This is a genomic window from Bradyrhizobium glycinis, from assembly GCF_016031655.1.
Classification (GTDB): domain Bacteria; phylum Pseudomonadota; class Alphaproteobacteria; order Rhizobiales; family Xanthobacteraceae; genus Bradyrhizobium; species Bradyrhizobium glycinis.
In genome coordinates this window covers 106,372-130,577 of record NZ_JACCHQ010000024.1, presented here as the reverse complement: position 1 = coordinate 130,577, position 24,206 = coordinate 106,372, and the positions used below count along the sequence as shown (strand labels likewise).

The window sequence follows — 24,206 nt, the reverse complement described above, 5'->3', positions numbered from 1 at the left end:
CGCGTTCCTGGCGACCAAGATCACCTTCATCAACGAGATCGCCGACCTGTCCGAAAAGGCCGGCGCCAACGTCCAGGAGGTCGCGCGCGGCATCGGCCTCGACAACCGCATCGGCACCAAATTCCTGCATGCCGGTCCCGGCTTCGGCGGCTCGTGCTTCCCGAAGGACACCAAGGCCCTAATCAAGATCGCGCAGGATTACGACGTCTCCTTGCGCATCGTCGAATCGGTGCTGGCGGTCAACGAGAACCGCAAGCGCGCGATGGCGCGCAAGGTGAGCCAGGCGCTCGGCGGCAATTTGCGCGGCAAGACCGTCGCCGTGCTCGGCCTCACCTTCAAGCCCGACACCGACGACATGCGCGATGCGCCGTCCATCCCGCTGGTGACAGGCCTGATCGACATGGGCGCGAAGGTGAAGGCGTTCGATCCCGTCGGCATGGAGCAGGCCAAGGGCGAATTGCCCGATATCGCCTATTGCGAGGACGCCTATGCCTGCGCGCAAGGCGCCGACGCCCTCGTCATCGTCACCGAATGGGTGCAGTTCCGCGCGCTCGATCTCGACCGGTTGAAGGCGACCATGGCGCAGCCGGTCGTCGTCGACTTGCGCAACATCTACCGCCCCGAAGACATGGCATCCGCCGGCTTCACTTACGAGAGCGTCGGGCGTCCGCCGGTGCAGGGCTGATAGCTGCACATTCTCGTTGAACGAAATCGTCATGGCCGGGCTTGTCCCGGCCATCCACGTCTTGTTCACTCTCGCCTGAAAGAACGTGGATGCCCGGCACAAGGCCGGGCATGATGACCGGATGCTTCCTTGCCCCGCAGCTTCGACGCGCCTCTCCCGATCGATGCCGTGCTCGACGACCTCTCGCGCACGCTGGAGGGCAATAACGCCGCCGTGTTGGTGGCCCCTCCCGGCGCCGGCAAGACCACGCGCGTGCCGCTGGCGCTGCTGGACGCGCCCTGGGTCAAGAACAAAAAGATCATCGTGCTGGAGCCGCGCCGTATCGCCGCGCGCGCCAGTGCCGACCGCATGGCCAAATCGCTCGGCGAGCGCACTGGCGAAACCGTCGGCTATCGGGTCCGCTTCGGTTCGAAGATCTCGCGCGCCACACGCATCGAGGTGGTGACCGAGGGCATCTTCACCCGCCAGATCCTCGACGATCCCGAACTCTCGAGCGTCGCGGCGATCCTGTTCGACGAATTCCATGAACGCTCGCTCGACGCCGACATGGGCCTCGCGCTGGCGCGCGATGCGCAAACCGGCTTGCGCGAGGATTTGCGCATCCTGGTGATGTCGGCGACGCTCGACGGTGCGCGGGTGGCACGGCTGCTCGGCGATGCCCCCGTCGTCGAAAGCGAAGGCCGTGCGTTTCCGGTCGAGACGCGCTATCTCGGCCGCAAGGCGGACGCGCCGATCGAACGGCAGATGGCGGATGCAATCGCGTCCGCACTGCGCGCCGACAGCGGCTCGGTGCTGGCGTTCCTGCCGGGTGCCGCCGAGATCCGGCGAACTCAGAATTTTTTGGCTGAGCGCGTGCAGGACGCCTCCGTCGAGATCGTGCCGCTGTTCGGCGCGCTCGATGCTGCCGTGCAGGATCGCGCCATCGCGCCGGCACCCAAGGGCATGCGCAAGGTGGTGCTGGCGACCTCGATCGCGGAGACCTCGCTCACCATCGAGGGCGTGCGCATCGTCGTCGATAGCGGTCTCGCCCGCGTGCCGCGCTACGAGCCCGATATCGGCCTGACGCGGCTCGAGACCGTGCGCGCCTCGCGCGCGGCAGTGGACCAGCGCCGCGGCCGCGCCGGCCGCACCGAGCCCGGCGTCTGCTACCGGCTCTGGGACGAGCCGCAGACCACCTCGCTCGCGCCGTACACCCAGCCCGAAATCCTCAGTGCCGACCTGTCCTCGCTGGTGCTCGATCTCGCGCAATGGGGTGTCAGCGATCCCGCGGCCCTGGCGTTCCTCGATCAGCCGCCCCAGCCGGCCTGGAAGGAAGCCAAGAGCCTGCTGGCCGAGCTCAACGCGCTCGACGGCGACGGCCGCATCACCGCGGAAGGCAAGAGCCTGCGCGCGCTGGCGCTGCCGCCGCGGCTGGCGCGCATGATCGTGGATTCGCATCGCGCGGGCAGCGGCGAGGCCGCGGCCGAGATCGCGGCCATCATCACCGAGCGCGGCCTTGGCGGCGACAGCGTCGATCTCGAGCACCGCCGTGATCAGTTCCGCCGCGACCGCTCGCCCCGCGCGGCAAGCGCGCGCGATCTCGCGCGCCGCTGGGCTTCGCAGGTCGCGGCGTCGGAAAGGGTGGCGCAGCAGGAGGATCTCTCGACCGGCCTGATGCTCGCTTACGCGTTTCCGGACCGCGTCGCGCGCAATCGCGGCAATGGCAGCTTCGTGCTGGCCAACGGGCGCGGCGCCTCTGTCGAGCAGACCTCCTCGCTCGCCCGCGCGTCTTACATCGCGGTCGGCGAGATGACCGGGACGGCGGCGAGCGGACGCATCCTGCTCGCTGCACAAATCACCGAGGATGAGATCGAGCGGCATTTCGCTGAGCATATCGAGACCACCGACGAGATCTCCTTCGATCGTGGCGCGATGGCGCTGCGGGCGCGGCGCAAGCGCGTGCTGCACGCGATCACGCTGTCCGAGGCGACGCTTTCAGTGTCGCCCTCGGAGGACACCGCGCGCATCTTCGCAGATGGCCTGATCGCCGCGGGCCTCGACCGGCTGCCCTGGTCGAAGGCTGCCAAGCAGTGGCGCGACCGCGTGATGTTTCTGCGCAAGGCCGAAGGCGACAGCTGGCCCGATCTGTCCGACGACGGCCTGATCGCACGGCGCGACGACTGGCTGGTGCCGGCGCTCTACGACAAGATCGCGCTCAAGGACGTCTCCGCGGGCGATCTCTCCGATGCCCTGATGGCGCTGTTGCCGTGGCAGATGCGCGCGCGGCTCGACCGCGAGGCGCCGACCCATTTCGAAGCGCCGACCGGCACCATGCTCGCGATCGACTACGAGGCCGAGCAGGGACCGACCATTGCGGTGCGGCTGCAGGAATTGTTCGGCCTCAACACCCATCCCTCGATCGCCGCTGGCAAGGTGCCGCTGGTTCTGGAATTGCTGTCGCCGGCCCAGCGTCCGGTGCAGGTGACGCGCGATCTGCCCGGCTTCTGGCGCGGCAGCTACGCCGCCGTCCGCTCCGACCTGCGCGGCCGCTATCCGCGCCACCCCTGGCCCGACGATCCCGCGAGCGCCGTGCCGACAAGGCGGGCGAAGCCGCGCGGGACGTAAGAACTCGCAACCGGCATTAACCCTCCGCTCATCCTTTTCGTCAAAATGACAAGGGCTCCGGCGTGCGTTCGCTCGCAGTCGGCCTTGTCGCGTGATGAAATCGAGCTCTCGGCTCGGAAGTGGTGTGATGCGTAACATTATGATCATCGCGGCCGTCATGATCGGCCTCGGCACCTTCATGGCGCAAATCGCTGACAAGATGAGCTCGGCATCCGCCACGTCAGTGCCGCGCACGACGGTCGCGGTCGCGGCCACAGCCCCGGCCGGCGGCCGCAGCCTGGCCATTGCCCGTGACGCCCGCGGTCATTTCCAGACCGAGGGCCGGATCGACGGCCAGCGCATCGGCTTCATGATCGATACCGGCGCGTCCGTCGTGGCGCTGAACGAGACCTCGGCCGCCCGCTTTGGTCTGCGTCCCTCGCGCGGCGAGTACAACGCCACCGTCTCCACCGCCAACGGCACCATCAAGGCCGCGCGCACCCGCATCGCCATGCTCGACGTCGGCGGCCTCATCGTGCGCGACGTCGATGCCATGGTGCTGCCAGACGAGGCGTTGTCGGAGAACCTGCTCGGCCTTTCCTTCCTGTCCCGCCTAAAGCGTTTTGAGTACGCGAACGGGCAGATGGTGCTGGAGCAGTAAAGGCACGTCCGCGTGATCCCGCGGTCGATTTCGCGAGAATAATATCATTGCTCTGGCCGCCCCGGCGGTACCGCTTCTTCGTTACCAAACTGCCGCAATTATCGGCCATAAGCCTTCATTCCCGCCTTTCGCTGTGGTTTGGCATTCGCTAAGCCTGCAGCAAACCCTGCCCCCCCTTTTTCACGAGACCGTCGCAATGTTCCCGAAGCCGAAATCCGTATTGTTGCCCAACACCTACGCCTTCGAATCCGAGCCGATGGTGAAGCCGACGGGCTTTCGCGAATACGACGCGCGCTGGTTGTTCCAGAAGGAAATCAACCTGATGGGTGTGCAGGCGCTCGGCATGGGGCTCGGCGCGCTGATCGCCGAGCTCGGCGTTCGCCAGGAGATCGTCACCGGCCACGATTTCCGCGGCTATTCGGCCTCGATCAAATACGCGCTGATCTCCGGCCTGATGGCGGCGGGCTGCAAGGTGCACGACATCGGCCTTGCGGTGACGCCGATGGCCTATTTCGCGCAGTTCGATCTCGACGTGCCCGCTGTCGCGATGGTCACGGCCTCGCACAACGACAATGGCTGGACCGGCGTGAAGATGGGCGCCAACCGCCCGCTGACCTTCGGCCCCGACGAGATGACGCGGCTGAAGGAGATCGTCCTGAACGCCGAGTTCAAGAACAAGGCCGGCGGCTCCTACCAGTTCCACGAGAATTACCCGGCGCGCTACATCGCCGACCTCACCTCTCGTCCGAAGCTTAAGCGCAAGCTCAAGGTGGTCGCGGCCTGCGGCAACGGCACCGCCGGCGCCTTCGCGCCGCAGGTGCTGGAAGCGATCGGCTGCGAGGTTATCCCGCTCGACACCGAGCTCGACCACACCTTCCCGAAATACAACCCGAACCCGGAAGACATGGAGATGCTGCACGCGATCCGCGACGCCGTGCTGCATCACAAGGCCGATGTCGGCCTCGGCTTCGACGGTGACGGCGACCGCTGCGGCGTCGTCGACAATACCGGCGAGGAGATCTTTGCCGACAAGGTCGGTGTGATGCTGGCGCGCGACATGTCGGCGATCCACAAGGACGCGCAGTTCATTGTCGACGTGAAATCGACCGGCCTGTTCGTCACCGATCCGGTGCTGCAGAAGCAGGGCGCGAAAACCGCCTATTGGAAGACCGGCCATTCCTACATGAAGCGCCGCACCAACGAGACCGGCGCGCTCGCAGGTTTCGAGAAGTCCGGCCACTTCTTCTTCAACAAGCCCTATGGCCGCGGTTATGACGACGGCCTGGTCTCGGCAATCGCGATCTGCGACATGCTCGATCGCGCGCCGGGCAAGTCGATGGCCGATTTGAAGAACGCGCTGCCGAAGACCTGGTCGTCGCCGACGATGTCGCCGCATTGCGCCGACGAGACCAAATACGGCGTCATCGAGAAGGTAGTGAAGCACTTCGAAGACCTGCAGGCGAAGGGTGCGAAGATCGGGGGGCAGGCGATCCGCGACCTCGTCACCGTCAACGGCGTCCGCGTCACGGTGGAAGACGGCAGCTGGGGCCTGGTGCGCGCCTCGTCCAACAAGCCCGAGCTCGTCGTCGTGGTCGAGAGCCCGGTCTCGGAGCAGCGCATGCACGACATGTTCGAGATGGTGAACAGCGTGCTGCGCACGCATCCCGAAGTCGGCGAGTACAATCAGAAGATTTGATTGGTGACTGCCCGCCGCGACGGCGATGCGCTCCCTCGCCCCGTTCTTACGGGGCCGCGACGAGCTTCGCTCGCGCTGAGAGGGTTGGGGTGAGGGGCCTCTCTCCACACGTGAGGTCGCCGTGGGACCTGTACCCCCTCACCCGGATCGCAAGAGCGATCCGACCTCTCTCCGCAAGCGGGGAGAGGTGAACGAGCGCCTCTTGAATATTAAGCCGCCACCACCGCCGGGATCGGCAGGGCGGTGACCGACTTGATCTTCTCCATCGCGAAGCGCGAGGTGACGTTCTTCAGCGGCACGGCGCTGATCAGCTTCTTGTAGAACACGTCATAGGCCTGCATGTCCGCAACGACGACGCGCAGCATGTAATCGACGTCGCCGGCCATGCGATAGAACTCCATCACCTCCGGCATGGCGCTGACGGCCTCGGCGAACCGCTTCAGCCAGGCATCCGAATGGTCGGAGCTCTCGACCGACACGAACACGGAGATGCCGAGCCCGATCTTGTTCTGGTCGACGAGGGCGACGCGCTTGATGATCACGCCGTCGGCCTCCAGGCGCTGGATGCGCTTCCAGCAGGGGGTCGAGGACAGGCCGACCCGGTCGCCGATCTCGGCGACGGAGAGGGAGGCGTCTTCCTGGAGGACCATCAGGATCTTGCGGTCGATGGCGTCGAGGCGGCGGCTGGTCTCGGGGATCTGGACGGCTACATCGGTCATTTGAAGAACTTTGTTCCATTTCAGGGGCTGATTTCCCTGATATAGAGAAAATCTTTCCACGGCAAGCCCATAATCTCGGCGCCGCGGTGGAATAGCTCTAGAGCTTGTCTTGTAAAAGCTCTTCAACTTCAACGCGTTGCGGGGCGGCCAGGCCGCCGCCATGGCGGGCGCATTTCAGCGCTGCGGCGGCCGCGGCGAATCGCATCGCCTCCCTTACGCCCTTGCCCTCGGCGAGGCCGAGCGCTAACGCGCCATGGAAGACGTCGCCGGCGCCGAGCGTATCGACCGTCTGGACCGGGAACGCCGGCGCCTCTTCCAGCGCGCCCGCCTGGTTCAGCCAGATCGTGCCGCGCGGGCCCCGGGTGGCCGCGAGGAAGGCGGGCGTCAGCTCCGCGAGGTGCTTCAAGGCCGCGCCGTCGTCAGCGATGCCAGCCGTCTCCTGCAGCTGGGCGCTGGCGAACAGCAGATGCGAGGCGGCCGTGAGCAGGCTGTCCCGCAGCGCCATCGCGCGGTCGACCCCGACGATGACGGGAATGCCGCGCCGGCGTGCCTCGGCGCAAAGCGAGGTCGCGAACGCCGCGCAGCGGCTTTCGACGAGCACCGCCCGACAATCGGCAAGCAGCGCATCGGCCTCGGGCAGCCTCACGGTCCACAAGGCGGGATCGCGATAGATGGTGAGCGTTCGCTCGCCCGAGGGCTCGATCATGATCGCCGAGACCGGCGTGCTCAGGCCCGGCATGCGCACGATGTGCGTGGTGTCGACGCCCTCATGACCCAGCTGCGCGAGAATGAAAGCGCTCGACGTCTCCCGCACATCGCCCATGGGACCTGCGAAAGCGACGCGGCCGCCGAGCCGCGCAATGGCGATCGCGGCATTGAGCGCGTTGCCGCCGCAGATCTCGGCGAGATGGCTGGCGTTCGCCTTGCTGCCACGTTCGGGCAGGGCCTCGACGCGCAGGATGAGGTCGCGCACCGGCATGCCGATGCAGAGGATGCGCGGCGCGATCCCGGCCATCGCGGGCCTCGGCTCAAGCGTTATTCTTCTCGTGCACCCAACGGCCGAGCAGATGATGGGCGATCGCGAACGGATGCGGGCCGGCGAGCCCGTCGGGATGCGTCCGCGTCAACATCTTGGCGGCCTCTTCGCGCGTGAACCAGCGTGCGTCCTCCAGCTCGGAGTGATCGACCACGACGTCCTCGTTCAACGCCCGCGCGCTGCAGCCGATCATCAGCGACGACGGATAGGGCCAAGGCTGGGTCATGTAATATTGCACGTCGGTGCAGCGGATCCCGGACTCTTCAAAGATTTCTCGGCGCACCGCGTCCTCAATGGTCTCGGCCGCCTCGACGAAGCCGGCGAGGCAAGAATACATGCCTGGCGGAAAATGCTTCTGGCGTCCGAGCAGGCACTTGTCGCCGGAGGCGACCAGCATGATCACGACCGGATCGGTGCGCGGAAAATGCTCGGCCTTGCAAGCCGGGCAGTCGCGCTTCCAGCCGCCTTCCTTCATGCTGGTGCGTGCGCCGCAATTGGCACAATAGCCGTGGCGCTGATGCCAGCCCACCATCGACTTCGCCATCGCGACGGCCGAGAGCTCCTCGGGCGGGATCGCGCCCTGCATCGCCATGCCGCGCAGCTCGGTCACGGTATAGTCCTCGCGTCCGACCAGCTTCTCGGCGGCGGCCTGCGACAGGCCCATGCCGAACACGGCCGCACCGTCGCGAAGCCCGAGGAACACCGTGCCGGGATTGGCGCCGCATTTCAGCGCTTCGTCAATTCCGAGCAGCGCGCGCACCTTGTCGCCATCGCGCTTCACCAGCAGCGAGTCGCGATAGACCACATAGGCGCGCGAGGACGGCTTCTGCTCCAGCGCGAACAGCTTCTCGTCGTCACGGCGCAGATGCGCGGCGCGGTCGAGGACGTTGGTGACGAAGGCCGGCTGCCCCAGCGGAAATGCGTCGAATGCTGACATTATTGTTTTTTCAACCCAACCAGATCTTGCGGCGAAGCGCGCTGATGAAATTCTGAACCTCCGCGGCGTCATGCGCCAATGGCGGCATCACGCCCCACACCGGCCGCGGCCAGGCGGCGTCACTGGTCCGCCGCGCGATGATGTGGACGTGCAGCTGCGGCACGAGGTTGCCGAGCGCAGCGATGTTGAGCTTGTCGCATTTGGTGATCTCCTTGAGCGCGCGCGAGACGCGGGAGATCTCCGTCATCAGCTGCGCCTGCTGCACCTCGTCGAGATCGATGATCTCGACCGCATCCACCCGCCGCGGCACCAGCAGCAGCCAGGGATAATGCGCGTCCTTGATGACCAGCACCTTCGACAGCGGCAGATCGCCGATGTCGATGGTGTCCTCTTTCAGGCGGGAGTGCAGCGACCAGGCGGGTTCGGGCATATGCGTTTCCGGACGGCCCGATGAGGTCGGGCTTGTTGCGCCCGACCATACGATAGGGCGTTAGCGAGGGGAAGGTTGCCAACTGCATACACGCTCGTCGTCCCGGACAAGCGCGCCCAAAGCGCGCGCCGATCCGGGACCCATAACCACAGGGAGTGGTTTGACGAAGACTCGGGGTTGCCGGCTTGCGCCGCAACTCAACCCTGTGATTATGGGTCCCGGGTCTGCGCTGACGCTTGCCCGGGACGACGGCCGAGTTTGTGGCATCGCCGTCGCTTAGGTCGACACGACCTACGCCTCCGCGATCACCCTTGCATTGGCGCGGACCGAGGCTTCGCTGACGCGGATGCCGAGGCCGGGGCCGTCGGGCACGACGACATGACCCGCGCGGTTGGCGACGCGCTCCTCCAGCACGTCCTCGGTGAGCACGTGGTGCGGCATGTAGAATTCGCAGCCGAGCGAGATGCCTGATGTCGCGGCGATCAGCTGCGTGCCGGCGGCAAGGCCAATGCCGCCCTCCCACAGCGTGCCGCCATAGCCGGGCAGGCCCGCGATGTCGGCGATCGCCATGATCGCCTGCGCCTCGAACAGGCCGCCGGCCTTCATCAGCTTGATCGAGACGGCGTCGGCCGCTTCGCGCCGCACCACCTCCATCATGTCACGGCGATCGAAACAGCTTTCGTCGGCCAGCACCGGCGTTTCCAATGCCGCGGTGAGCTGCGCCATGACGTCGAGATATTTGCGCGGCACCGGCTGCTCGATGAAGGTCGGCGCGAATTCCTCGACATCGCGCAGGATCTTGATGGCGCCGAACGGTGCCAGCGCCTGGTTGTAATCGACGCGCAGGTCGACTTTGTCGCCGAATTCTTTGCGGATTGCTGCGAGATGATCGAGGTCCTCGCGGTGCGGCTTTACGCCGGTCTTGACCTTGTAGATGATATTGCCGTCCGGAACCATTTTCCGCATGCGCTCGAGATCGGCGGAAAAATCCGGATCGGCGATCGAGAAGGAAAGGGGGATGGTGTCGCGCACGCGGCCGCCGAGCAGGTCGGCGACCGAGAGCCCCGACGATTTGCCGACGATGTCGAGCAGCGCCATCTCGATGGCGACTTTTGCTTCGGCATGGCCGACCAGCGCACGGTCGAACTCGGCCATCAACGCACGAATCCGGCGTACGGGTTTGCCGGTCACGATCGGGCGCAGATAGATGTCGAGCGCGGCGAACGCGGCTTCCGGCGTTCCCGTAAACACTTCCCACGGCGCCGCCTCGCCCCAGCCGATCACGCCGTCGCTCGACGTCAGCTCGATCAGCACGCGTTTCACGGTGCCCTTGACATTGCCGACGCCTTGCAGGCGCGCCATCTTGATCGGGCTCTCGATCAGGAACAGCCTGAGACGTTCGATGGTCGCTTCGGTCATGTCAGGCCTCCATTGACGTGCCAGATCTGGCCTGTGACGTAGGATGCTTTGGGAGATGCCAGGAAGGCGATGATCTCGGCCACTTCCTCCGGCCGCCCGCGGCGGCGCATCGGGATCAGCGCTTCGGTCGCGGCGATCTGCTCGGGTGACAGCCGGCTCTCGCTCGGTCTGTCCTTGACGATGAGGCCCGGCGCCACCGCATTGACGGTGATGCCCTCGCTCGCGAGCTCGACCGAGGTGAGGCGCACCAAGGCTTCCAGCGCGGCGCGGCTTGCGGCCGTCGCCGCGAAGGGCGCAAATTCAGGGCGGATCGCATGTGCGACGAAGGAAGACACTGCCACGATCCGTGCATCGCGCCCAGCACGAAGGTGCGGAAGCGCAAGCCTGACGAAACGAGTGAAGGCGAGAGCGGATTCGTCCATCGCCTGCATGAATTGATCGGCGGGCGTGCCTATCGCGCTGCCGCGGCGGGCGTGGCCTCCAATCAGGATCAATCCGTCGAGCCGGCCGAAATCGAGATGCGCAGTCGCGCATGCCAGCGTCAGGGCTGCTTCGTTGGCGAGATCGCCGAGGCACGTTGCAACAGCCGCGCCGCAGGCTTGCGCTTCCGCCGCGGTGGCCTTGAGCCCGTCCTCGTTGGAACGTGTGTGCAGCACGAGCCCGATGCCGGGCGCCGCGAGCAGCTTTGCTGTGGCGCGGCCGATGCCGCTGGCGGCGCCGGTGACGAGATAGACGCGATTGATGTCGGACATCATGGTACTGCATTGGCCGGCGGCAAGGCGCCGGTGCGGTGGAAATGGCTGAGGAAGGCGCGCGTCGCGGCCTCCTGCGGGTTGTCGATCACCTGCCGCGCCGGACCCTCCTCGACCACGATACCATCGCGCATGAAAATGAGGCGGTTGGCGACCTCGCGGGCGAACGCGATCTCGTGAGTCACGATCACCATGGTCATGCCCTCGGACGCGAGTTGCTGGATCACGTTCAGGACCTCGCCGACCAATTCAGGATCGAGCGCCGACGTTGCTTCGTCGAACAGCATCACGTCAGGCTCCATCGCGAGCGCCCGCGCGATCGCGACGCGCTGCTTCTGGCCGCCGGACAGCGTCGCCGGATATTGATCGGCCTTCTCCGCCAGCCCCACTTTTGCGAGTTGGGCACGCGCGAGCGTCTCGGCGTTTGTCTTGGCCATGCGCCGCACCGTGACCGGTCCCTCCATCACGTTCTGCAGCGTCGTCATGTGCGGGAACAGGTTGAAGTGCTGAAACACCATTCCCGTGGTGGCGCGGAACGCGGCCAGGGTCTTCACGTCGGGCAGCTTCGAGCCGTCGCCGAACGCAAAACGCGTGTCGCCGACGCGGACGTTGCCACCGTCGGGCACGACCAGGAGATTGATGCAGCGGAGCAGCGTCGATTTGCCCGAGCCCGACGGCCCGATCAGCGCCACGACGCCGCCCTTGGCGACGTCGAGATTGATGTTCTTGAGGACCTCGTTGCTGCCGAAGCTCTTGCGAAGGCTGCGGATCTCGATCTTTTGCGTCTCGCTCATTCGCTTACCGCCAATCGCTTCTCGCCGCGGCGGACGATGATGGTGAGTGGAATCAGGATCGCCGCATAGGCGACCGCGACCGCGGTGTAGGTCTCCAGCGGCCGGTAGCTGTCATGGGCGGCGACCTGGCTCTGGTAGACGAGGTCGGGCACTGCGAGCACCGAGACCAGCGAGGTGTTCTTGAACTGGATGATTGACTGGTTCATCAGCGCCGGAATCATGCGCTTGATCGCCTGCGGCAGCACGATGCGCCGCATGGTTTGGCTCGGCGTCATGCCGAGCGCGGCGCCGGCCTCGGACTGGCCGCGGTCGATCGAGACGATGCCGCCGCGGATGATCTCCGAATAGAACGAGCCGCCATAGAGCGAGAGCGCCAGCGCCGAAGCCGTGATCGGCGTCATCTCGACGCCGGCGAGGATCGGCAGCGCGTAATAGAACCAGATCAGCTGCACCAGGATCGGCGTGCAGCGGAACACTTCGATGAAGGCGAGGGCACCGAGGCGCAACGTCCTGAAGCGCGACAGGCTGCCGAACGCCCCGAGCAGCCCGAACAGCAGTCCGCACACCACGATGACGATCGTGAAGCCGACCGTGACGCCGAGCCCGTTGAGAAAGAGCCAGCGATAGCTCCAGAGGATGCCGAAGTCCCACTGATACATGCGTGTCTTACTCGTCGTGGGTGCGGTTTTGCACCGTCGTTCCGGGGCGATGCGAAGCATCGAACTCTGGTGCGCTATGGCGCACCTGGGAACCTCGAGATTCCGGGTTCGCCCTTCGCGAGCCCCGGAATGACAGTGGAAGCTTACAGCGACACGCCCGGCGGAATGTCCGCTTCCGTCACGCCCACCAGCTCCATATTCGTGATGATAGCGTTGCGGATGAAGCCAAGGCCTTTGTTGAAATCGATCCAGGTGTTGACGTAATCGCGCCAGGTCTTGTCGGCCTCGCGGCGAAAGCCGGCATTCGAAGTGGTGGCGAAAATCGGGGTCGGTAGCACGAGCTGGCCGAGCGAGGGATTCTTCTTCAATACGGTCAGCGACAGCATGGTGATCAGGCACTGCGCGTCGACGCGGCCGGTCTGCAGCGCCGCGGTGGCATCGTCGGCGGTCTTCAGCCGCGTGATCTGCGCCTTCGGCGTCAGACGGCTGACGACCTGGTCGTGCGAGGAGCCCTGGTCGACCGCGATCTTGATATCGGACGAGTTCAATTCGGCCCAGCTCTTCGGCTTGAAGTCCTTCTTGCAGAGGATGGCGAAGGCGTTGTTGAAGACCGGCACCGAGAAGTCGATCACCAGCGCGCGCTTCGGCGTCGGGTTAAGGCCGAAAAAGATGTCGATCTTGTTGGCCTGCAGGTCGAGCACCGAATTGCCCCAGGTGGTCTCGGTGATCTCAAGCTCGGCCTCCATGTCGTCGGCGAGGCCCTTGGCGATATCGATGTAAAAGCCCTTCCACTGGCCGCTGGAAAGATCCTTCATGTAATAGGGCGCGGCGCCGCCGACCGCGCCGATCCGCATCTTCTTGGTGCGGCGAATGCGGGCGAAGGTCGATTCGTTCGGATCGGGGGTCTGGGCCACGGCCGGGGCTGCCAACGTGGCTGCGGCTACCGCGCCAAATCCGACAATCGATGCAACATCACGACGTGTAACCATTAGGATCAATCGCTTTTCTGGTTGGGTGGAGTTCCGGCAAGGTTCTTAGCAAGCTGGTGCCAGCAGAGAAAGCACAGCCTAACGGCTGGGCAGGTCCGAAATTGCCCGGATGCTGGGCAAACCGTGCGTGCCGATACCCGCTTGCTTTCCGCTCCCTTTGGCCCCAAATAGGGACCGGGAGATTGGCGGTGGACGAGCCACTCGCCAACCGGGTCAGGTCCGGAAGGAAGCAGCCCTAACGAGGTCCGGATCGGGTCGCTCGTCAGTCTCCTACCTGTTTTTCGAGCGAACCAGCGCCGGCGGCACCAGCCGCCAGCGCGCTCCTTTCCGCAAAAGCCGGCCAAGAGACATTTCATTGCGGATCGATTGATGACCGACGCTGGCGCCCCTCCCAATCCTGACAGCGCCGGCCAGGCCGGCAACGCGCCCTACCGGGTGCTGGCGCGCAAATACCGCCCATCCTCGTTCGATGACCTGATCGGCCAGGAGGCCGTGGTCCGCACCGTCTCCAATGCGTTCGAGACCGGGCGCATTCCGCAGGCCTGGATTCTCACCGGCGTCCGCGGCGTCGGCAAGACCACCACCGCGCGCATTCTCGCCCGTGCACTCAACTACGAGATGCCGGATGGATCGGTGAAGGGGCCGACCATCCATATGCCGATGTTAGGGGTTCATTGCCAGGCGATCATGGAAAGCCGGCACATGGACGTGCTGGAGATGGACGCCGCCTCCCATACCGGCGTCGACGACGTCCGCCAGATCAATGACAGCGTGCGTTATGCGCCCGCCAGCGCGCGTTACAAGGTCTACATCATCGACGAAGTCCACATGCTGTCGACGGCTGCGTTCAACGCCTTCCTGAAGACGCTGGAGGAGCCGCCGGAGCACGCCAAGTTCGTGTTCGCGACCACCGAGATCCGCAAGGTTCCGGTCACCGTGCTGTCGCGCTGCCAGCGCTTCGACCTGCGCCGGGTCGAGGCCGACGTGCTGATGAAGCACCTCGCCAACATCGCGGCGAAGGAAAACGTCGAGATCGAGCCGGAAGCGCTCGGCATCATCGCGCGCGCCGCGGAGGGTTCGGTGCGCGATTCGCTGTCGCTGCTCGATCAGGCGATCGCGCATGCGGCCGGAGCCGTGAAGGCCGATGCCGTCAGGCAGATGCTGGGCCTTGCCGACCGCACCCGCGTCATCGACCTGTTCGAGTCGCTGGCGCGCGGCGACATCGCGGCTGCCTTCAAGGAGTTCCGCGACCAGTACGATGTCGGCGCCGATCCCATCGTCGTGCTCTCCGACCTCGCCGAGTTCGTCAATTTCGTCACCCGTGTGAAGGTGATTCCGGCGACGGCAGACAACGTCGCTTATGGCGAAACCGAGCGGGTGCGCGCCAAGGAGTTCGCCGCGAAGATCTCGATGCGCGTGCTGTCGCGGATGTGGCAGATGCTGCTCAAGGGCATCGCCGAGGTGCAGGCCGCAACCCGCCCGGCAGCCGCGGCCGAAATGGTTCTGGTGCGCATCGCCTATGTCGCCGACCTGCCGACGCCCGACGAAGCGATCAAGATGCTGGAACAGAACGGCGGCGGCTCGCCCATTGTGAGCGGCGGAAGTAGCGCGCGCAGCGGCGCGCCGGCCGCGCCGATCGCATCCACAGCGCCGATGTCCGCAACGCCCGTGCGGATGCCGACAGCCTCGCCATCAGCATTTGCCGGTGGCGCCCGACCGCAGATGGCGGCGCCCGCGCCGGATCCGCAAGGGGCGGCACCCCAGCTGCGGATCACGAGCTTCACCCAGCTGGTTGCGCTCGCCGGGCAGAAGCGCGACCTCCTGACCAAGGGCGCGCTCGAAGGCGACATGCGCCTCGTCCGTTTCGAAGAGGGCCGGCTCGAAGTCGCGCTCGAGCCCAATGCCTCCAAGACCATGATCTCGGAACTTGCGAAGAAGTTCGAGCTGTGGACCGGCCGCCGCTGGACCGTGATCGTCTCGAACGAACAGGGGCAGCCGACGCTGCGCTCGGTGAACCAGGCGGCCAAGCAGGAGCATGCCCGTACCGCGGAAGCCGATCCGCGCGTGCAGGAGGTGCTGACGCGTTTCCCCGGCGCCAAGGTCGTCGAGGTGCGCAGGCTTGCCCCGGAGACGCCGGAAACCGATATTAACGCCGACTATGGCAGCGACGATCCGCCCGACGGTTCTGACGGCGACGACGATCTCTGAGCCATTCTTTTCAAGGACACACACCCATGGCTGATTTTCTCGGCATGATGAAGCAGGCGGCGCAGCTGCAATCCAAGATGCAGGAGATGCAGGACCAGCTCGCCAACGTCGAGGTCGAAGGCATCTCCGGCGGCGGCCTCGTCGCCGTGCGCATGACGGCGAAGATGGACGTCAAGGGCATCAAGATCGATCCTTCGCTGATGAAGGCCGAAGAGCGCGAGGTGCTGGAAGACCTGCTTGTCACCGCCTTCGGTGATGCGCGCCGCAAGGCCGAGACCGCCATGCAGGAGAAGATGCAGGCCCTCACCGGCGGGCTCGGCCTGCCGCCGGGGCTGTTCGGCCAATAAAATGGGCGCGGTTGCAGGTCCTGAGATCGAGCGGCTCGTCCAGCTGCTCGCGCGGCTGCCGGGCCTCGGTCCGCGCTCGGCGCGGCGCGCGGCGCTGCACCTGATCAAGAAGCGCGAAGCGCTGATGATGCCGTTGTCGAGCGCCTTGCAGGTGGCGCTGGACAAGGTCCAGGTCTGCAAGACCTGCGGCAACATCGACACGCAAAATCCCTGCACCGTCTGCACCGATCCGAAGCGTGATCCGGCGATCATCGTCGTCGTCGCCGACGTCGCCGACCTCTGGGCGCTGGAGCGGGCCAATGCGACCCAGGGGCGTTATCACGTGCTCGGCGCGACATTGTCGCCGCTCGATGGCGTCGGCCCGCAGGACCTTACCATCGACGCACTTGTGGCGCGTGCCCACGCACCGGAGGTGCACGAAATCATCCTTGCCCTGAATGCGACGGTGGACGGCCAGACCACGGCGCATTACATCACCGACCTGCTTCAGGACGCCAATGTGAAGGTGACGCGGCTCGCCCACGGGGTTCCCGTCGGCGGCGAGCTTGATTATCTCGACGAAGGTACGCTATCGGCTGCGATGCGGCAGCGCACCCTGTTCTAGAGCGCGTTTTCGAGCGAAGTGGATACCGGTTCGCGTGAAGAAAACGCGTCAAAACAAGAATCCCCATCCAGACTTCACGGAACGGACGACATGACGAAACTTTTCGCCACACGCTTCGCTTTGGTCGCGACGATGCTGATGCTGGTGACCCCGGCCATCTCCGCGCAGCAGGGCGACGAGGCGCCGCCGCCGTCCAAGCCCGGCAAGCCGATCAACAATGGCGACGTGCTCTCCGGCGAGCTCAACGCGATGAAGGTGCGCGACGCCAAGAACGGCAAGCGCGTGGCGACTTACCAGATCACGTCGGAACCGCGCCGCCTGCCGCCGCCGAACGGGCTGTGCAATCTCGAAACCGGCCCCGAGACCTTCCAGCTCGTCACCTCCAGCGATGCGCAGGCCGCGCAGCTGAAATCCTTCGTCGGCAAGGAGATCTCCGTGAAGGTCGACGAGGTCGCCTGCGCCAGCGATCCCGGCCAGATGAGCGAGGCCGTGATCACGAAGTGGAGCTTGATCAAGAAGCAGTAGCGGCGCGGCGCACTTTCCGTCGTCATTGCGAGCCACCGGATCCGCGCGCAGCGCGGCCTGATGACAGGCTCCACGAAGCAATCCAGAAATCGTTCCGCGGAAATAGGCTGGATTGCTTCGTCGCAAGAGCTCCTCGCAATGACGAGGAGAGAACGGGATCAAACCCTCACCGGCCCCAGCGCCTCGAAATGCCCGCGCCTCTGCAGGTATGCCAGCAGCAGCAGGCTTGGGATCGCCACCAGCACGCAGATCACGAAGAACAGCGCCCAGCCCGTGGTATCCGCCACGAAGCCGGCACCGGATGACAGGTAGGTCCGCCCTACCGCCGCGAGTGCGGTGAGCAGTGCATATTGCGTCGCCGTGTGCAGCGGGTTCTGGCACAGCGCCGAAAGATAGGCGACGAAGATCACGGTGCCGATCGCGCTGGTGAAGTTCTCGGCGCAGATGGCGAGCGCCAGCGCCCATTGATTGGTGCCGACGATGGCGAGCCAGGAGAAGGAGAGATTGGCCAGCGCCTGCACCACGCCGCCGATCCAGAGCGATGTCGACAATGAGTAGCGCCGCGCGACGAAGCCGCCGGCAAAGCCGCCGATCAGCGTCGCGGCGAGGCCGACGCCCTTCACGATCGCCGCATAGTCGTTGCGGGTGAAGCCGAGATCGATCACGAACGGCGCCGTCATCGTGCCGGAGAAAGCGTCGGTGAACTTGAACAGCACTACGAAGGCGAGTGCGGCGAGCGCATCCTTGCGCGACAGGAACTCCGAGAAGGCGCCGATCGCCGCATGCAGCACGCGTGCGAACGCGGTCTCGGCCTGTGTCGCGGCCTCGGCGCGCGCCGACTGCTCGGGTTCCGTCGCGACCAGCGCCGTGACCGTGCCGATCAACACCATCGCCGCCATCACCACATAGCCCCACATCCACGCCGATGGTCGCGGGATGCCCGTGCTCTCGAAGCCTGAGACGATGAACAGGGCGCCCGCGGTCGAGACCAGCATGCCGATGCGGTAGGCCGCAACATAAGCGGCCATGCCCGCGGCCTGCTCGCTTTCCGGCAGGCTCTCGACGCGGAACGCGTCGACCACGATGTCCTGGGTCGAGGACATAGTCGCGACCAGCAGCGCGCCGAGCGCGACATAGAACGGCGAGCTTGCGGGGTCGGCCATCGCCAGCAGCAGGATCGCGGCAATCAAGAGCAGCTGCGAAAACACCAGCCAGCCGCGCCGCCGGCCGAAGGCGCGGGTGAATAGCGGCACATGCATCGCATCCACCAGCGGCGCCCACAGGAACTTCAGCGTGTAGGGCGTGCCGACCAGCGCGAACAGTCCGATCGTCTTGAGATCGACCCCGGCCTCCCGCATCCACACCAGCAGCGTCGATCCCGACAGCGCCAGCGGTAGGCCGGAGGAGAAGCCGAGAAACAGCACGATCAGCACCCGCAGCTGCAGGTAAACGGCGAGGCTCTCGCGCCAGGAGGAGGCAGGAGCATCGGTGGTGGCGGAGGAGGTCGCGTCGGGTGCGGTCATGGGGCGGTGTTAGCAGATTCTGGGGGCGCTGCCTCGTCCCCCTCTCCCCGTTCTTACGGGGAGAGGGTTGGGGTGAGGGGCCTATCTCCACAGATGAGATGGCTGTGAGACCTGTACCCCCTCACCCGGATCGCAAGAGCGATCCGACCTCTCCCCGCAAGCGGGGAGAGGTGAAGGCATCACTCCCCCGCCTGCAGCTTCCGCGGAAACAGCTCCGCGGTTCCCGTCGCCACCAGCCGCGGTACCTCCGGCGCATCGCTCTTGCTGAAATCGAGCTCCTCGATTCGCCCTGCGCGCTTCTCGATCTTGTCGGCGGAGATCAGCACCTGGCGGACGTCCTCGTTCACGTCGGCAAAATGCTTCTGCAGCTTGAGCACGCGGTCTCGCAGGCGGCCGAGGTCGTCGCCGAGCTTGATCACCTCGGTGCGGATCTGGTCGGCGGCATCGCGCATGCGCGCGTCCTTCATGATCTGCTGCATCACCTGGATCGCCAGCATCAGCAGCGACGGCGACACCAGCACGACGCGGGCGCGATAGGCCTTCTGGAACACGTCATCGAAGCCGTCATGGATCTCGGCGTAGACCGATTCCGACGGCACGAACATCAGCGCCATCTCCTGGGTCTCGCCGGTGACGAGATATTTTTCGGCGATGTCGCTGACATGCTTCATCACGTCGCTGCGCAGGCGCTGCGTGGCAACGCGCCGCTCCTCGTCGGTGCGGGCGTCGTGCAGCGCCGTCATCGCCTCCAGCGGAAACTTCGCGTCGATGCAGAGCGGGCGCTGGTCGGGCAGGAACACGACGCAGTCCGGGCGTTTTCCCGTCGAGAGCGTGAACTGGAACTCGTAGGAGCCCTTGGGCAGACCGTCCTGGACGATCGCCTCCATCCGGGCCTGGCCGAACGCGCCGCGCGACTGCTTGTTGGCGAGCACGTCGCGCAGGGTGGCCACCTGCGTGGTGAGGTCGGTGAGGTTCTTGTGCGCGTTGTCGATGATGCCGAGCCGTTCATGAAGCGCGCGCAGGCTCTCCATGGTGTTGCGGGTCGAATGTTCCATGGACTGGCCGACCCGATGCGTCACCGAATCCAGCCGCTCGTTGACCGCCCGCGCCATCTCGGCCTGGCGGCCGGCGAGTGCCTGGGTCATGGCATCGACCCGGCCCGACGACTCGCTCTGCGCCCGCAGCATCTCGCTCAGCCGTTCCTCAAGCTCGTCGGCACGGATAGCATTCGCCATGGCGAGTTCCGCGCCACGCCGCCCCGACCGCGCGATCACCACCGCGATCACAACCAGCAGGATGAGGACGAGGGCGCCGAAGCCGATCAGCGCATCGACGGTGCGCACCGGCCAGTCGCCAACCATGAAAATGATTTCGTTCATGCAGCCTTGTAGCCGATTCGCGGGCCGATGCGAACGAAGAGGGAACGATGAGGGTCACAACCCACTGATTTCTATGGTTAATGAAAGCTGAAGTTTCATGGTCAATGGAGGGTTAACGGGTTCCGGTCCGCATTGACCGCATCCGGCGCGCGGCTTAAATCGCGGCCATGGCCTTAAGAGAAATCATCATCCTGCCCGACAAGCAGCTGCGCCTGATCTCCAAGCCGATCGAGAAGGTCACATCGGAGATCCGCAAGCTTGCCGACGACATGTTCGAGACCATGTACGACGCGCCCGGCATTGGGCTGGCGGCGATCCAGGTCGCGCAGCCCTTGCGTCTGATCACCATGGACCTCGCCAAGCGGGACGAGAGGGGCGAGACCAAGCACGAGCCGCGCGTCTTAATCAACCCTGAAATCATCGCCTCGTCCGAGGAACTGTCGGTGTACGAGGAAGGCTGCCTCTCGATCCCCGAATATTACGAGGAGGTCGAGCGGCCCGCGAGGGTGCGCGTGCGCTTCACCGATCTCGACGGCAAGGTGCATGAGGAGGATGCCGAAGGCCTCTACGCCACCTGCATCCAGCACGAGATCGACCATCTCAACGGCGTCTTGTTCGTCGACTATCTGTCAAAGCTCAAGCGCGACCGCGTCATGAAGAAGTTCGAGAAAGCCGCCAAGCGCGCGGCGGAGTAAATTGCAAGCGCTTGGTGTCGCGACACGCTCCGCTCCCTCCCCCTTGTGGGTAGGGGAGGGGTAGCCCAGCAAATGGTTTAATTGGGCGAAGCATTAATTCGCGCTTGAGCCGTGAGAGCGCGTCGTGTGGCACCCCCCTCCCTAGCCCTCCCCCACAAGGGGGGAGGGAACGTACCTGAGTCCTTGTCATGCCCCTCCGCCTCATCTTCATGGGCACGCCCGATTTCTCCGTGCCGACGCTGCTCGAGCTGGTCGCGCATGGCCACGAGATCGCGGCGGTCTACACCCGCGCGCCGAAGCCGGGCGGGCGGCGCGGCCTGCAATTGCAGCCGACCCCGGTTGAGGAAGCCGCGCGGAAACTCGGCATCCCCGTGCTGACGCCGAAGACGCTGAAGACCCAGGAGGCGCTCGAAGAATTTCGCGCCTTTGAGGCCGATGCGGCCGTTGTCGTCGCCTACGGCATGATCCTGCCGCAGGCGATCCTCGATGCGCCAAAACTCGGCTGCTACAATCTGCACGCCTCGCTGTTGCCGCGCTGGCGCGGCGCCGCGCCGATCAACCGCGCCATCATGGCCGGCGACGCCGAGAGCGGCGTGATGGTGATGAAGATGGATGTCGGCCTCGATACGGGTGACGTCGCCATGGCCGAGCGCATCGCGATCACGGACAATATGACCGCGCTCGACCTGCACGATCGCCTCTCGCGCCTCGGCGCCGACCTGATGGTGCGCGCCATGGCCGCGCTCGAACGCGGCGGGCTCCAGCTCAAGGCGCAGAGCGAGGACGGCGTGACCTACGCCGCCAAGGTCGAGAAGGCCGAGGCGCGGATCGACTGGAGCAAGCCGGCGCGCGCGGTGCTGCGCCACATCCATGGCCTGTCGCCGTTCCCCGGCGCCTGGGCCGAGCTCGAGAATGCACGCGTCAAGATCCTTCGCTGCGAATTGGGACAAGGCTCCGGCGCCCCTGGCGAAGTGCTCGACGATCTTCTTACTATCGCCTGCGGCGACGGCGCCATCCGCATCATCGAGCTGCAGCGCGAGGGCAAGGCCCGCATGCAGGCCGCGGACTTCCTGCGCGGCGTGCCGTTGAAGTCGGGATCCAAGTTCACCTGACACTTCGTCATACGCGGGCTTGACCCGCGTATCCATCTTCCAACAAGACTCTTTCCTCGGCGATGGATTGCCGGGTCAAGCCCGGGAATGACGTCGAATAGACTGGACACGATGCCCCGCTACAAGCTCACCATCGAATATGACGGCGCGCCGTTCTTCGGCTGGCAGGTGCAGGACACGCTGCCGTCGGTGCAGGGGGCGCTTCAGGCGGCCGTGAAGGCGATGACCGGCGCGGATCTGCGCGTGCACGGCGCCGGGCGCACCGATGCCGGCGTGCATGCCCGCGGCCAGGTCGCGCATGTCGACGTCGAAAAGCCATTTCCGCCGGGCCGTTTTCGCGACGGGCTCAACGCGCATCTGCGACCACATCCGATCGCGGTGCTGGAAGCCGAGATCGTGCCTGACGATTTCGAAGCGCGCTTCTCGGCGGTCAAGCGCCATTACCGCTATCGCATCGTCAACACCCGCGCCAATCTCGCGCTCGATCTCGGCCACGCCTGGCGCGTGCCGCGCAAGCTCGATGCCGACGCGATGCATGCGGCGGCGCAGCGCCTGCTCGGCAAGCATGATTTCACCACCTTCCGCGACACCGAGTGCCAGGCCAAGTCGCCGGAGAAGACGCTCGACCAGCTCGACGTGATTCGCGACGGCCGCGAGATCAATGTCATCACCTCGGCGCGCTCATTCCTGCACAGCCAGGTGCGCTCGATGGTGGGATCCCTGGTCTGGGTCGGCGAGGGCCGCTGGACCGCCGACGATCTCTCCGCCGCCCTCGCCGCCCGCAACCGCGCCGCCTGCGGCATCGTCGCCCCGCCGGAAGGGCTGTATCTGATGAAGGTGGAATATTGAGCGCCTGATACCGCAACGGGCATCATGGCAAGCGCACCCAACGGCATTCTGTATGTCGGTGCGACGAGCGACATTGTCCGTCGCATCTACGAGCATCGAAATGGACTCGTGCCTGGCTTCACAAAGAAGTACGGCGTTAAGCTACTGGTCTATTTCGAGCGTTATGAAGACATTCAAACTGCCATACAGCGCGAGCACAACATCAAGCACTGGTCTCGGACGTGGAAGGTCAGGCTGATCCTCAGGGATAATCCCGAATGGAAGGATCTGTACGACACGATTATCCAGTAAGGGTTGCCAAGCTCTCTCCACATCGTCATGGCGGGCCTGTCCCGGCCATCCACGTTCTTGTTGTTAGTGGCGCCGAAGAACGTGGATGCCCGGGACAAACCCGGGCATGACGGCAGAATGTATGGCGATATCCAGTCTAAGCAAAATACCTTGCCAAAATCCCGCGATACACCTTCGTCAGCTTTTCCAGATCGGCCACCGGCACGCGCTCGTCGATCTGATGCATGGTCTGCCCGACCAGGCCGAACTCGATCACGGGGCAATAGAAGGAAATGAAGCGTGCATCCGACGTGCCGCCTGAGGTCGACAGCTCGGGCTTGCGGCCCGTCACCTCCTCGATCGCGGACACCGCGAGATCGGTGAACGGTCCCGGCTTGGTCACGAACACGTTCGAGTTCGAGGGCTCCCAGACGATGCGGGCCTTGATGCGGTTGCCGCAGGCTTTGGCAAGGCGCGTCTCGACCAATTCGCGCAAGGAGCCTTGCGTGTGGTTGTCGTTGTAGCGGATGTTGAATCTTGCGCGGGCCTCGCCGGGAATGACGTTGAAGGCCTTGTTGCCGACGTCGACCGAGACGAATTCGAGATTGGACGCCTGGAATTGCGCGCTGCCATGGTCGAGCGGCTCGTCAGAGATCGCAACGATCAGCCGGGCAATATCCGGCACCGGATTGGAGGCGCGGTGCGGATAGGCGACATGGCCCTGCACGCCGTCGACGACGAGCGTGCCGGATTGCGAGCCGCGCCGGCCGACCTTGATGGTGTCGCCGAGCGTCTCGACGTTGGAAGGCTCGCCGAGCACGCAATGGTCGAATTTCTCGCCGCGCTCGGCGACCCATTCGAGCAGCTTGATGGTGCCGTTGATGGAGACGTCTTCCTCGTCGCCCGTGATCAGGAACGAGATCGAGCCCGCCCCGTCCGCGCGCGGCTTGCCGCCATTGGCCGCGAGATGCTCCAGCACCGCCGCGACCGAGCAGGCGATGCCGCCCTTCATGTCGACCGCACCGCGGCCATGCAGCACGCCGTCCTTAACGTCTCCGGAGAACGCACCGACGCTCCAGGCGCTCTCGTCGCCGGGCGGCACCACGTCGGTGTGGCCTGCGAAGGTGATGTGCGGACCGTCGGTGCCGATCCGAGCGTAGAGATTGTCGACGTCGGCGGTGCCTTCCTCGCTGAACGTCACGCGGTGACAGGTGAAGCCGGCAGCGCCCAGGACTTTTTCGAGCACCCCGAGCGCGCCGGCATCGGCCGGGGTGACCGAGGGACAGCGGATGAGGTCGCGGGCGATCGAGAGAGCGTCGGTCATGCGCGTCGGA

Annotated in this window: 24 protein-coding genes and 1 other RNA gene; 13 read left to right on the top strand and 12 right to left on the bottom strand. The window is 65.4% G+C overall.

What is annotated here, in order from left to right; all coding sequences use genetic code 11:
* The 4 genes from HZZ16_RS28485 to HZZ16_RS28470 all read left to right on the top strand — a co-directional run.
* A partial coding sequence (locus tag HZZ16_RS28485; protein WP_197953137.1) for a UDP-glucose dehydrogenase family protein occupies positions 1-685 on the top strand: 685 nt, incomplete at its 5' end.
* A 129-nt stretch (positions 686-814) separates the two neighbouring features.
* Positions 815-3,289, top strand: coding sequence for an ATP-dependent helicase HrpB (hrpB, locus tag HZZ16_RS28480; protein ID WP_197953136.1), 2,475 nt, complete (start codon positions 815-817; stop codon positions 3,287-3,289).
* Positions 3,290-3,416: 127 nt separating this feature from the next.
* A complete protein-coding gene (locus tag HZZ16_RS28475; RefSeq protein WP_197953135.1) occupies positions 3,417-3,929 on the top strand; it encodes a TIGR02281 family clan AA aspartic protease in 513 nt (170 codons plus the stop codon).
* Between the two features lie 196 nt (positions 3,930-4,125).
* Positions 4,126-5,625, top strand: coding sequence for a phosphomannomutase/phosphoglucomutase (locus HZZ16_RS28470; RefSeq protein WP_197953134.1), 1,500 nt, complete (start codon positions 4,126-4,128; stop codon positions 5,623-5,625).
* A 209-nt stretch (positions 5,626-5,834) separates the two neighbouring features.
* On the opposite strand, the gene HZZ16_RS28465 is transcribed toward HZZ16_RS28470, so the two are convergent.
* From HZZ16_RS28465 to HZZ16_RS28425, 9 genes are all read right to left on the bottom strand, one after another.
* Entirely contained in the window at positions 5,835-6,344 is a 510-nt protein-coding gene (locus HZZ16_RS28465) for an Lrp/AsnC family transcriptional regulator (RefSeq protein WP_025032510.1), read from the bottom strand.
* A 97-nt stretch (positions 6,345-6,441) separates the two neighbouring features.
* Positions 6,442-7,359 (bottom strand): sugar kinase, encoded by a 918-nt coding sequence (locus HZZ16_RS28460; protein ID WP_197953133.1) that lies wholly within the window; start codon positions 7,357-7,359, stop codon positions 6,442-6,444.
* 13 nt (positions 7,360-7,372) lie between these two features.
* Positions 7,373-8,317 (bottom strand): NAD(+) diphosphatase, encoded by a 945-nt coding sequence (gene nudC, locus HZZ16_RS28455; RefSeq protein ID WP_197953132.1) that lies wholly within the window; start codon positions 8,315-8,317, stop codon positions 7,373-7,375.
* Between the two features lie 10 nt (positions 8,318-8,327).
* Positions 8,328-8,747, bottom strand: a complete 420-nt coding sequence (locus HZZ16_RS28450) for an HIT domain-containing protein (protein WP_100236798.1) — start codon at positions 8,745-8,747, stop codon at positions 8,328-8,330.
* A gap of 291 nt (positions 8,748-9,038) precedes the next feature.
* Complete coding sequence (locus HZZ16_RS28445; RefSeq protein ID WP_197953131.1) at positions 9,039-10,166, bottom strand: muconate cycloisomerase family protein; 1,128 nt, start codon at positions 10,164-10,166, stop codon at positions 9,039-9,041.
* The gene (locus HZZ16_RS28440) at positions 10,163-10,918 is read right to left on the bottom strand and encodes an SDR family NAD(P)-dependent oxidoreductase (protein WP_197953130.1); all 756 of its coding nucleotides are present in this window, start codon (positions 10,916-10,918) and stop codon (positions 10,163-10,165) included. The genes HZZ16_RS28445 and HZZ16_RS28440 overlap by 4 nt, the downstream gene beginning before the upstream one ends.
* The gene (locus HZZ16_RS28435; protein WP_197953129.1) at positions 10,918-11,712 is read right to left on the bottom strand and encodes an amino acid ABC transporter ATP-binding protein; all 795 of its coding nucleotides are present in this window, start codon (positions 11,710-11,712) and stop codon (positions 10,918-10,920) included. The genes HZZ16_RS28440 and HZZ16_RS28435 overlap by 1 nt, the downstream gene beginning before the upstream one ends.
* The gene (locus HZZ16_RS28430; protein ID WP_197953128.1) at positions 11,709-12,371 is read right to left on the bottom strand and encodes an amino acid ABC transporter permease; all 663 of its coding nucleotides are present in this window, start codon (positions 12,369-12,371) and stop codon (positions 11,709-11,711) included. The genes HZZ16_RS28435 and HZZ16_RS28430 overlap by 4 nt, the downstream gene beginning before the upstream one ends.
* A 143-nt stretch (positions 12,372-12,514) precedes the next feature.
* Entirely contained in the window at positions 12,515-13,360 is an 846-nt protein-coding gene (locus HZZ16_RS28425; RefSeq protein WP_197953127.1) for a transporter substrate-binding domain-containing protein, read from the bottom strand.
* A 177-nt stretch (positions 13,361-13,537) separates the two neighbouring features.
* On the opposite strand from HZZ16_RS28425, the gene ffs reads away from it, so the two are divergent.
* The 5 genes from ffs to HZZ16_RS28400 all read left to right on the top strand — a co-directional run bounded on the left by ffs (position 13,538) and on the right by HZZ16_RS28400 (position 17,044).
* Positions 13,538-13,634: signal recognition particle sRNA small type (gene ffs / locus HZZ16_RS28420), an RNA gene on the top strand.
* 95 nt (positions 13,635-13,729) lie between these two features.
* Positions 13,730-15,568 (top strand): DNA polymerase III subunit gamma/tau, encoded by a 1,839-nt coding sequence (locus HZZ16_RS28415; protein ID WP_197953126.1) that lies wholly within the window; start codon positions 13,730-13,732, stop codon positions 15,566-15,568.
* Between the two features lie 26 nt (positions 15,569-15,594).
* Positions 15,595-15,915, top strand: a complete 321-nt coding sequence (locus HZZ16_RS28410; RefSeq protein WP_128930882.1) for a YbaB/EbfC family nucleoid-associated protein — start codon at positions 15,595-15,597, stop codon at positions 15,913-15,915.
* Position 15,916: 1 nt separating this feature from the next.
* Positions 15,917-16,519: a recombination mediator RecR gene (gene recR / locus HZZ16_RS28405; RefSeq protein ID WP_018643446.1), complete on the top strand. Its 603-nt coding sequence runs from the start codon at positions 15,917-15,919 to the stop codon at positions 16,517-16,519.
* Positions 16,520-16,609: 90 nt separating this feature from the next.
* On the top strand, positions 16,610-17,044 hold the full coding sequence (locus tag HZZ16_RS28400; protein ID WP_197953125.1) for a hypothetical protein: 435 nt from the start codon (positions 16,610-16,612) through the stop codon (positions 17,042-17,044).
* A gap of 158 nt (positions 17,045-17,202) precedes the next feature.
* Here HZZ16_RS28400 and HZZ16_RS28395 read toward each other — a convergent pair whose 3' ends face one another.
* Both HZZ16_RS28395 and HZZ16_RS28390 read right to left on the bottom strand, forming a co-directional pair.
* Positions 17,203-18,567, bottom strand: a complete 1,365-nt coding sequence (locus tag HZZ16_RS28395) for an AmpG family muropeptide MFS transporter (protein WP_197953124.1) — start codon at positions 18,565-18,567, stop codon at positions 17,203-17,205.
* A gap of 179 nt (positions 18,568-18,746) precedes the next feature.
* A complete protein-coding gene (locus HZZ16_RS28390) occupies positions 18,747-19,946 on the bottom strand; it encodes a DNA recombination protein RmuC (RefSeq protein ID WP_197953123.1) in 1,200 nt (399 codons plus the stop codon).
* Between the two features lie 167 nt (positions 19,947-20,113).
* Here HZZ16_RS28390 and def point away from each other — a divergent pair, with 167 nt between their 5' ends.
* The 4 genes from def (at position 20,114) to HZZ16_RS28370 (ending at position 22,893) form a co-directional block, all read left to right on the top strand.
* Entirely contained in the window at positions 20,114-20,641 is a 528-nt protein-coding gene (gene def / locus HZZ16_RS28385; protein WP_197953122.1) for a peptide deformylase, read from the top strand.
* Between the two features lie 188 nt (positions 20,642-20,829).
* Positions 20,830-21,753 carry a methionyl-tRNA formyltransferase gene (gene fmt, locus HZZ16_RS28380; RefSeq protein ID WP_197953121.1) on the top strand — a complete coding sequence of 308 codons (924 nt, stop codon included), beginning with the start codon at positions 20,830-20,832 and terminating at the stop codon, positions 21,751-21,753.
* Between the two features lie 111 nt (positions 21,754-21,864).
* Entirely contained in the window at positions 21,865-22,602 is a 738-nt protein-coding gene (gene truA / locus HZZ16_RS28375) for a tRNA pseudouridine(38-40) synthase TruA (RefSeq protein ID WP_197953142.1), read from the top strand.
* A 24-nt stretch (positions 22,603-22,626) separates the two neighbouring features.
* On the top strand, positions 22,627-22,893 hold the full coding sequence (locus HZZ16_RS28370) for a GIY-YIG nuclease family protein (protein ID WP_197953120.1): 267 nt from the start codon (positions 22,627-22,629) through the stop codon (positions 22,891-22,893).
* A 136-nt stretch (positions 22,894-23,029) separates the two neighbouring features.
* Here HZZ16_RS28370 and dapE read toward each other — a convergent pair whose 3' ends face one another.
* Positions 23,030-24,196, bottom strand: coding sequence for a succinyl-diaminopimelate desuccinylase (dapE, locus tag HZZ16_RS28365; protein ID WP_197953119.1), 1,167 nt, complete (start codon positions 24,194-24,196; stop codon positions 23,030-23,032).
* Positions 24,197-24,206 lie beyond the last annotated feature (10 nt).

What these genes read in the sequence shown, in the direction of transcription:
- HZZ16_RS28425 (WP_197953127.1), bottom strand. Translation starts at nt 13,360, where the DNA reads ATGGTTACACGTCGTGATGTTGCATCGATTGTCGGATTTGGCGCGGTA.
- HZZ16_RS28395 (WP_197953124.1), bottom strand. Translation starts at nt 18,567, where the DNA reads ATGACCGCACCCGACGCGACCTCCTCCGCCACCACCGATGCTCCTGCC.
- HZZ16_RS28465 (WP_025032510.1), bottom strand. Translation starts at nt 6,344, where the DNA reads ATGACCGATGTAGCCGTCCAGATCCCCGAGACCAGCCGCCGCCTCGAC.
- nudC (WP_197953132.1), bottom strand. Translation starts at nt 8,317, where the DNA reads ATGTCAGCATTCGACGCATTTCCGCTGGGGCAGCCGGCCTTCGTCACC.
- HZZ16_RS28475 (WP_197953135.1), top strand. Translation starts at nt 3,417, where the DNA reads ATGCGTAACATTATGATCATCGCGGCCGTCATGATCGGCCTCGGCACC.
- def (WP_197953122.1), top strand. Translation starts at nt 20,114, where the DNA reads ATGGCCTTAAGAGAAATCATCATCCTGCCCGACAAGCAGCTGCGCCTG.
- HZZ16_RS28445 (WP_197953131.1), bottom strand. Translation starts at nt 10,166, where the DNA reads ATGACCGAAGCGACCATCGAACGTCTCAGGCTGTTCCTGATCGAGAGC.
- fmt (WP_197953121.1), top strand. Translation starts at nt 20,830, where the DNA reads ATGCCCCTCCGCCTCATCTTCATGGGCACGCCCGATTTCTCCGTGCCG.
- HZZ16_RS28415 (WP_197953126.1), top strand. Translation starts at nt 13,730, where the DNA reads ATGACCGACGCTGGCGCCCCTCCCAATCCTGACAGCGCCGGCCAGGCC.
- HZZ16_RS28370 (WP_197953120.1), top strand. Translation starts at nt 22,627, where the DNA reads ATGGCAAGCGCACCCAACGGCATTCTGTATGTCGGTGCGACGAGCGAC.
- truA (WP_197953142.1), top strand. Translation starts at nt 21,865, where the DNA reads ATGCCCCGCTACAAGCTCACCATCGAATATGACGGCGCGCCGTTCTTC.
- dapE (WP_197953119.1), bottom strand. Translation starts at nt 24,196, where the DNA reads ATGACCGACGCTCTCTCGATCGCCCGCGACCTCATCCGCTGTCCCTCG.
- HZZ16_RS28430 (WP_197953128.1), bottom strand. Translation starts at nt 12,371, where the DNA reads ATGTATCAGTGGGACTTCGGCATCCTCTGGAGCTATCGCTGGCTCTTT.
- HZZ16_RS28470 (WP_197953134.1), top strand. Translation starts at nt 4,126, where the DNA reads ATGTTCCCGAAGCCGAAATCCGTATTGTTGCCCAACACCTACGCCTTC.
- HZZ16_RS28450 (WP_100236798.1), bottom strand. Translation starts at nt 8,747, where the DNA reads ATGCCCGAACCCGCCTGGTCGCTGCACTCCCGCCTGAAAGAGGACACC.
- HZZ16_RS28410 (WP_128930882.1), top strand. Translation starts at nt 15,595, where the DNA reads ATGGCTGATTTTCTCGGCATGATGAAGCAGGCGGCGCAGCTGCAATCC.
- HZZ16_RS28460 (WP_197953133.1), bottom strand. Translation starts at nt 7,359, where the DNA reads ATGGCCGGGATCGCGCCGCGCATCCTCTGCATCGGCATGCCGGTGCGC.
- recR (WP_018643446.1), top strand. Translation starts at nt 15,917, where the DNA reads ATGGGCGCGGTTGCAGGTCCTGAGATCGAGCGGCTCGTCCAGCTGCTC.
- HZZ16_RS28440 (WP_197953130.1), bottom strand. Translation starts at nt 10,918, where the DNA reads ATGTCCGACATCAATCGCGTCTATCTCGTCACCGGCGCCGCCAGCGGC.
- HZZ16_RS28400 (WP_197953125.1), top strand. Translation starts at nt 16,610, where the DNA reads ATGACGAAACTTTTCGCCACACGCTTCGCTTTGGTCGCGACGATGCTG.
- HZZ16_RS28435 (WP_197953129.1), bottom strand. Translation starts at nt 11,712, where the DNA reads ATGAGCGAGACGCAAAAGATCGAGATCCGCAGCCTTCGCAAGAGCTTC.
- HZZ16_RS28390 (WP_197953123.1), bottom strand. Translation starts at nt 19,946, where the DNA reads ATGAACGAAATCATTTTCATGGTTGGCGACTGGCCGGTGCGCACCGTC.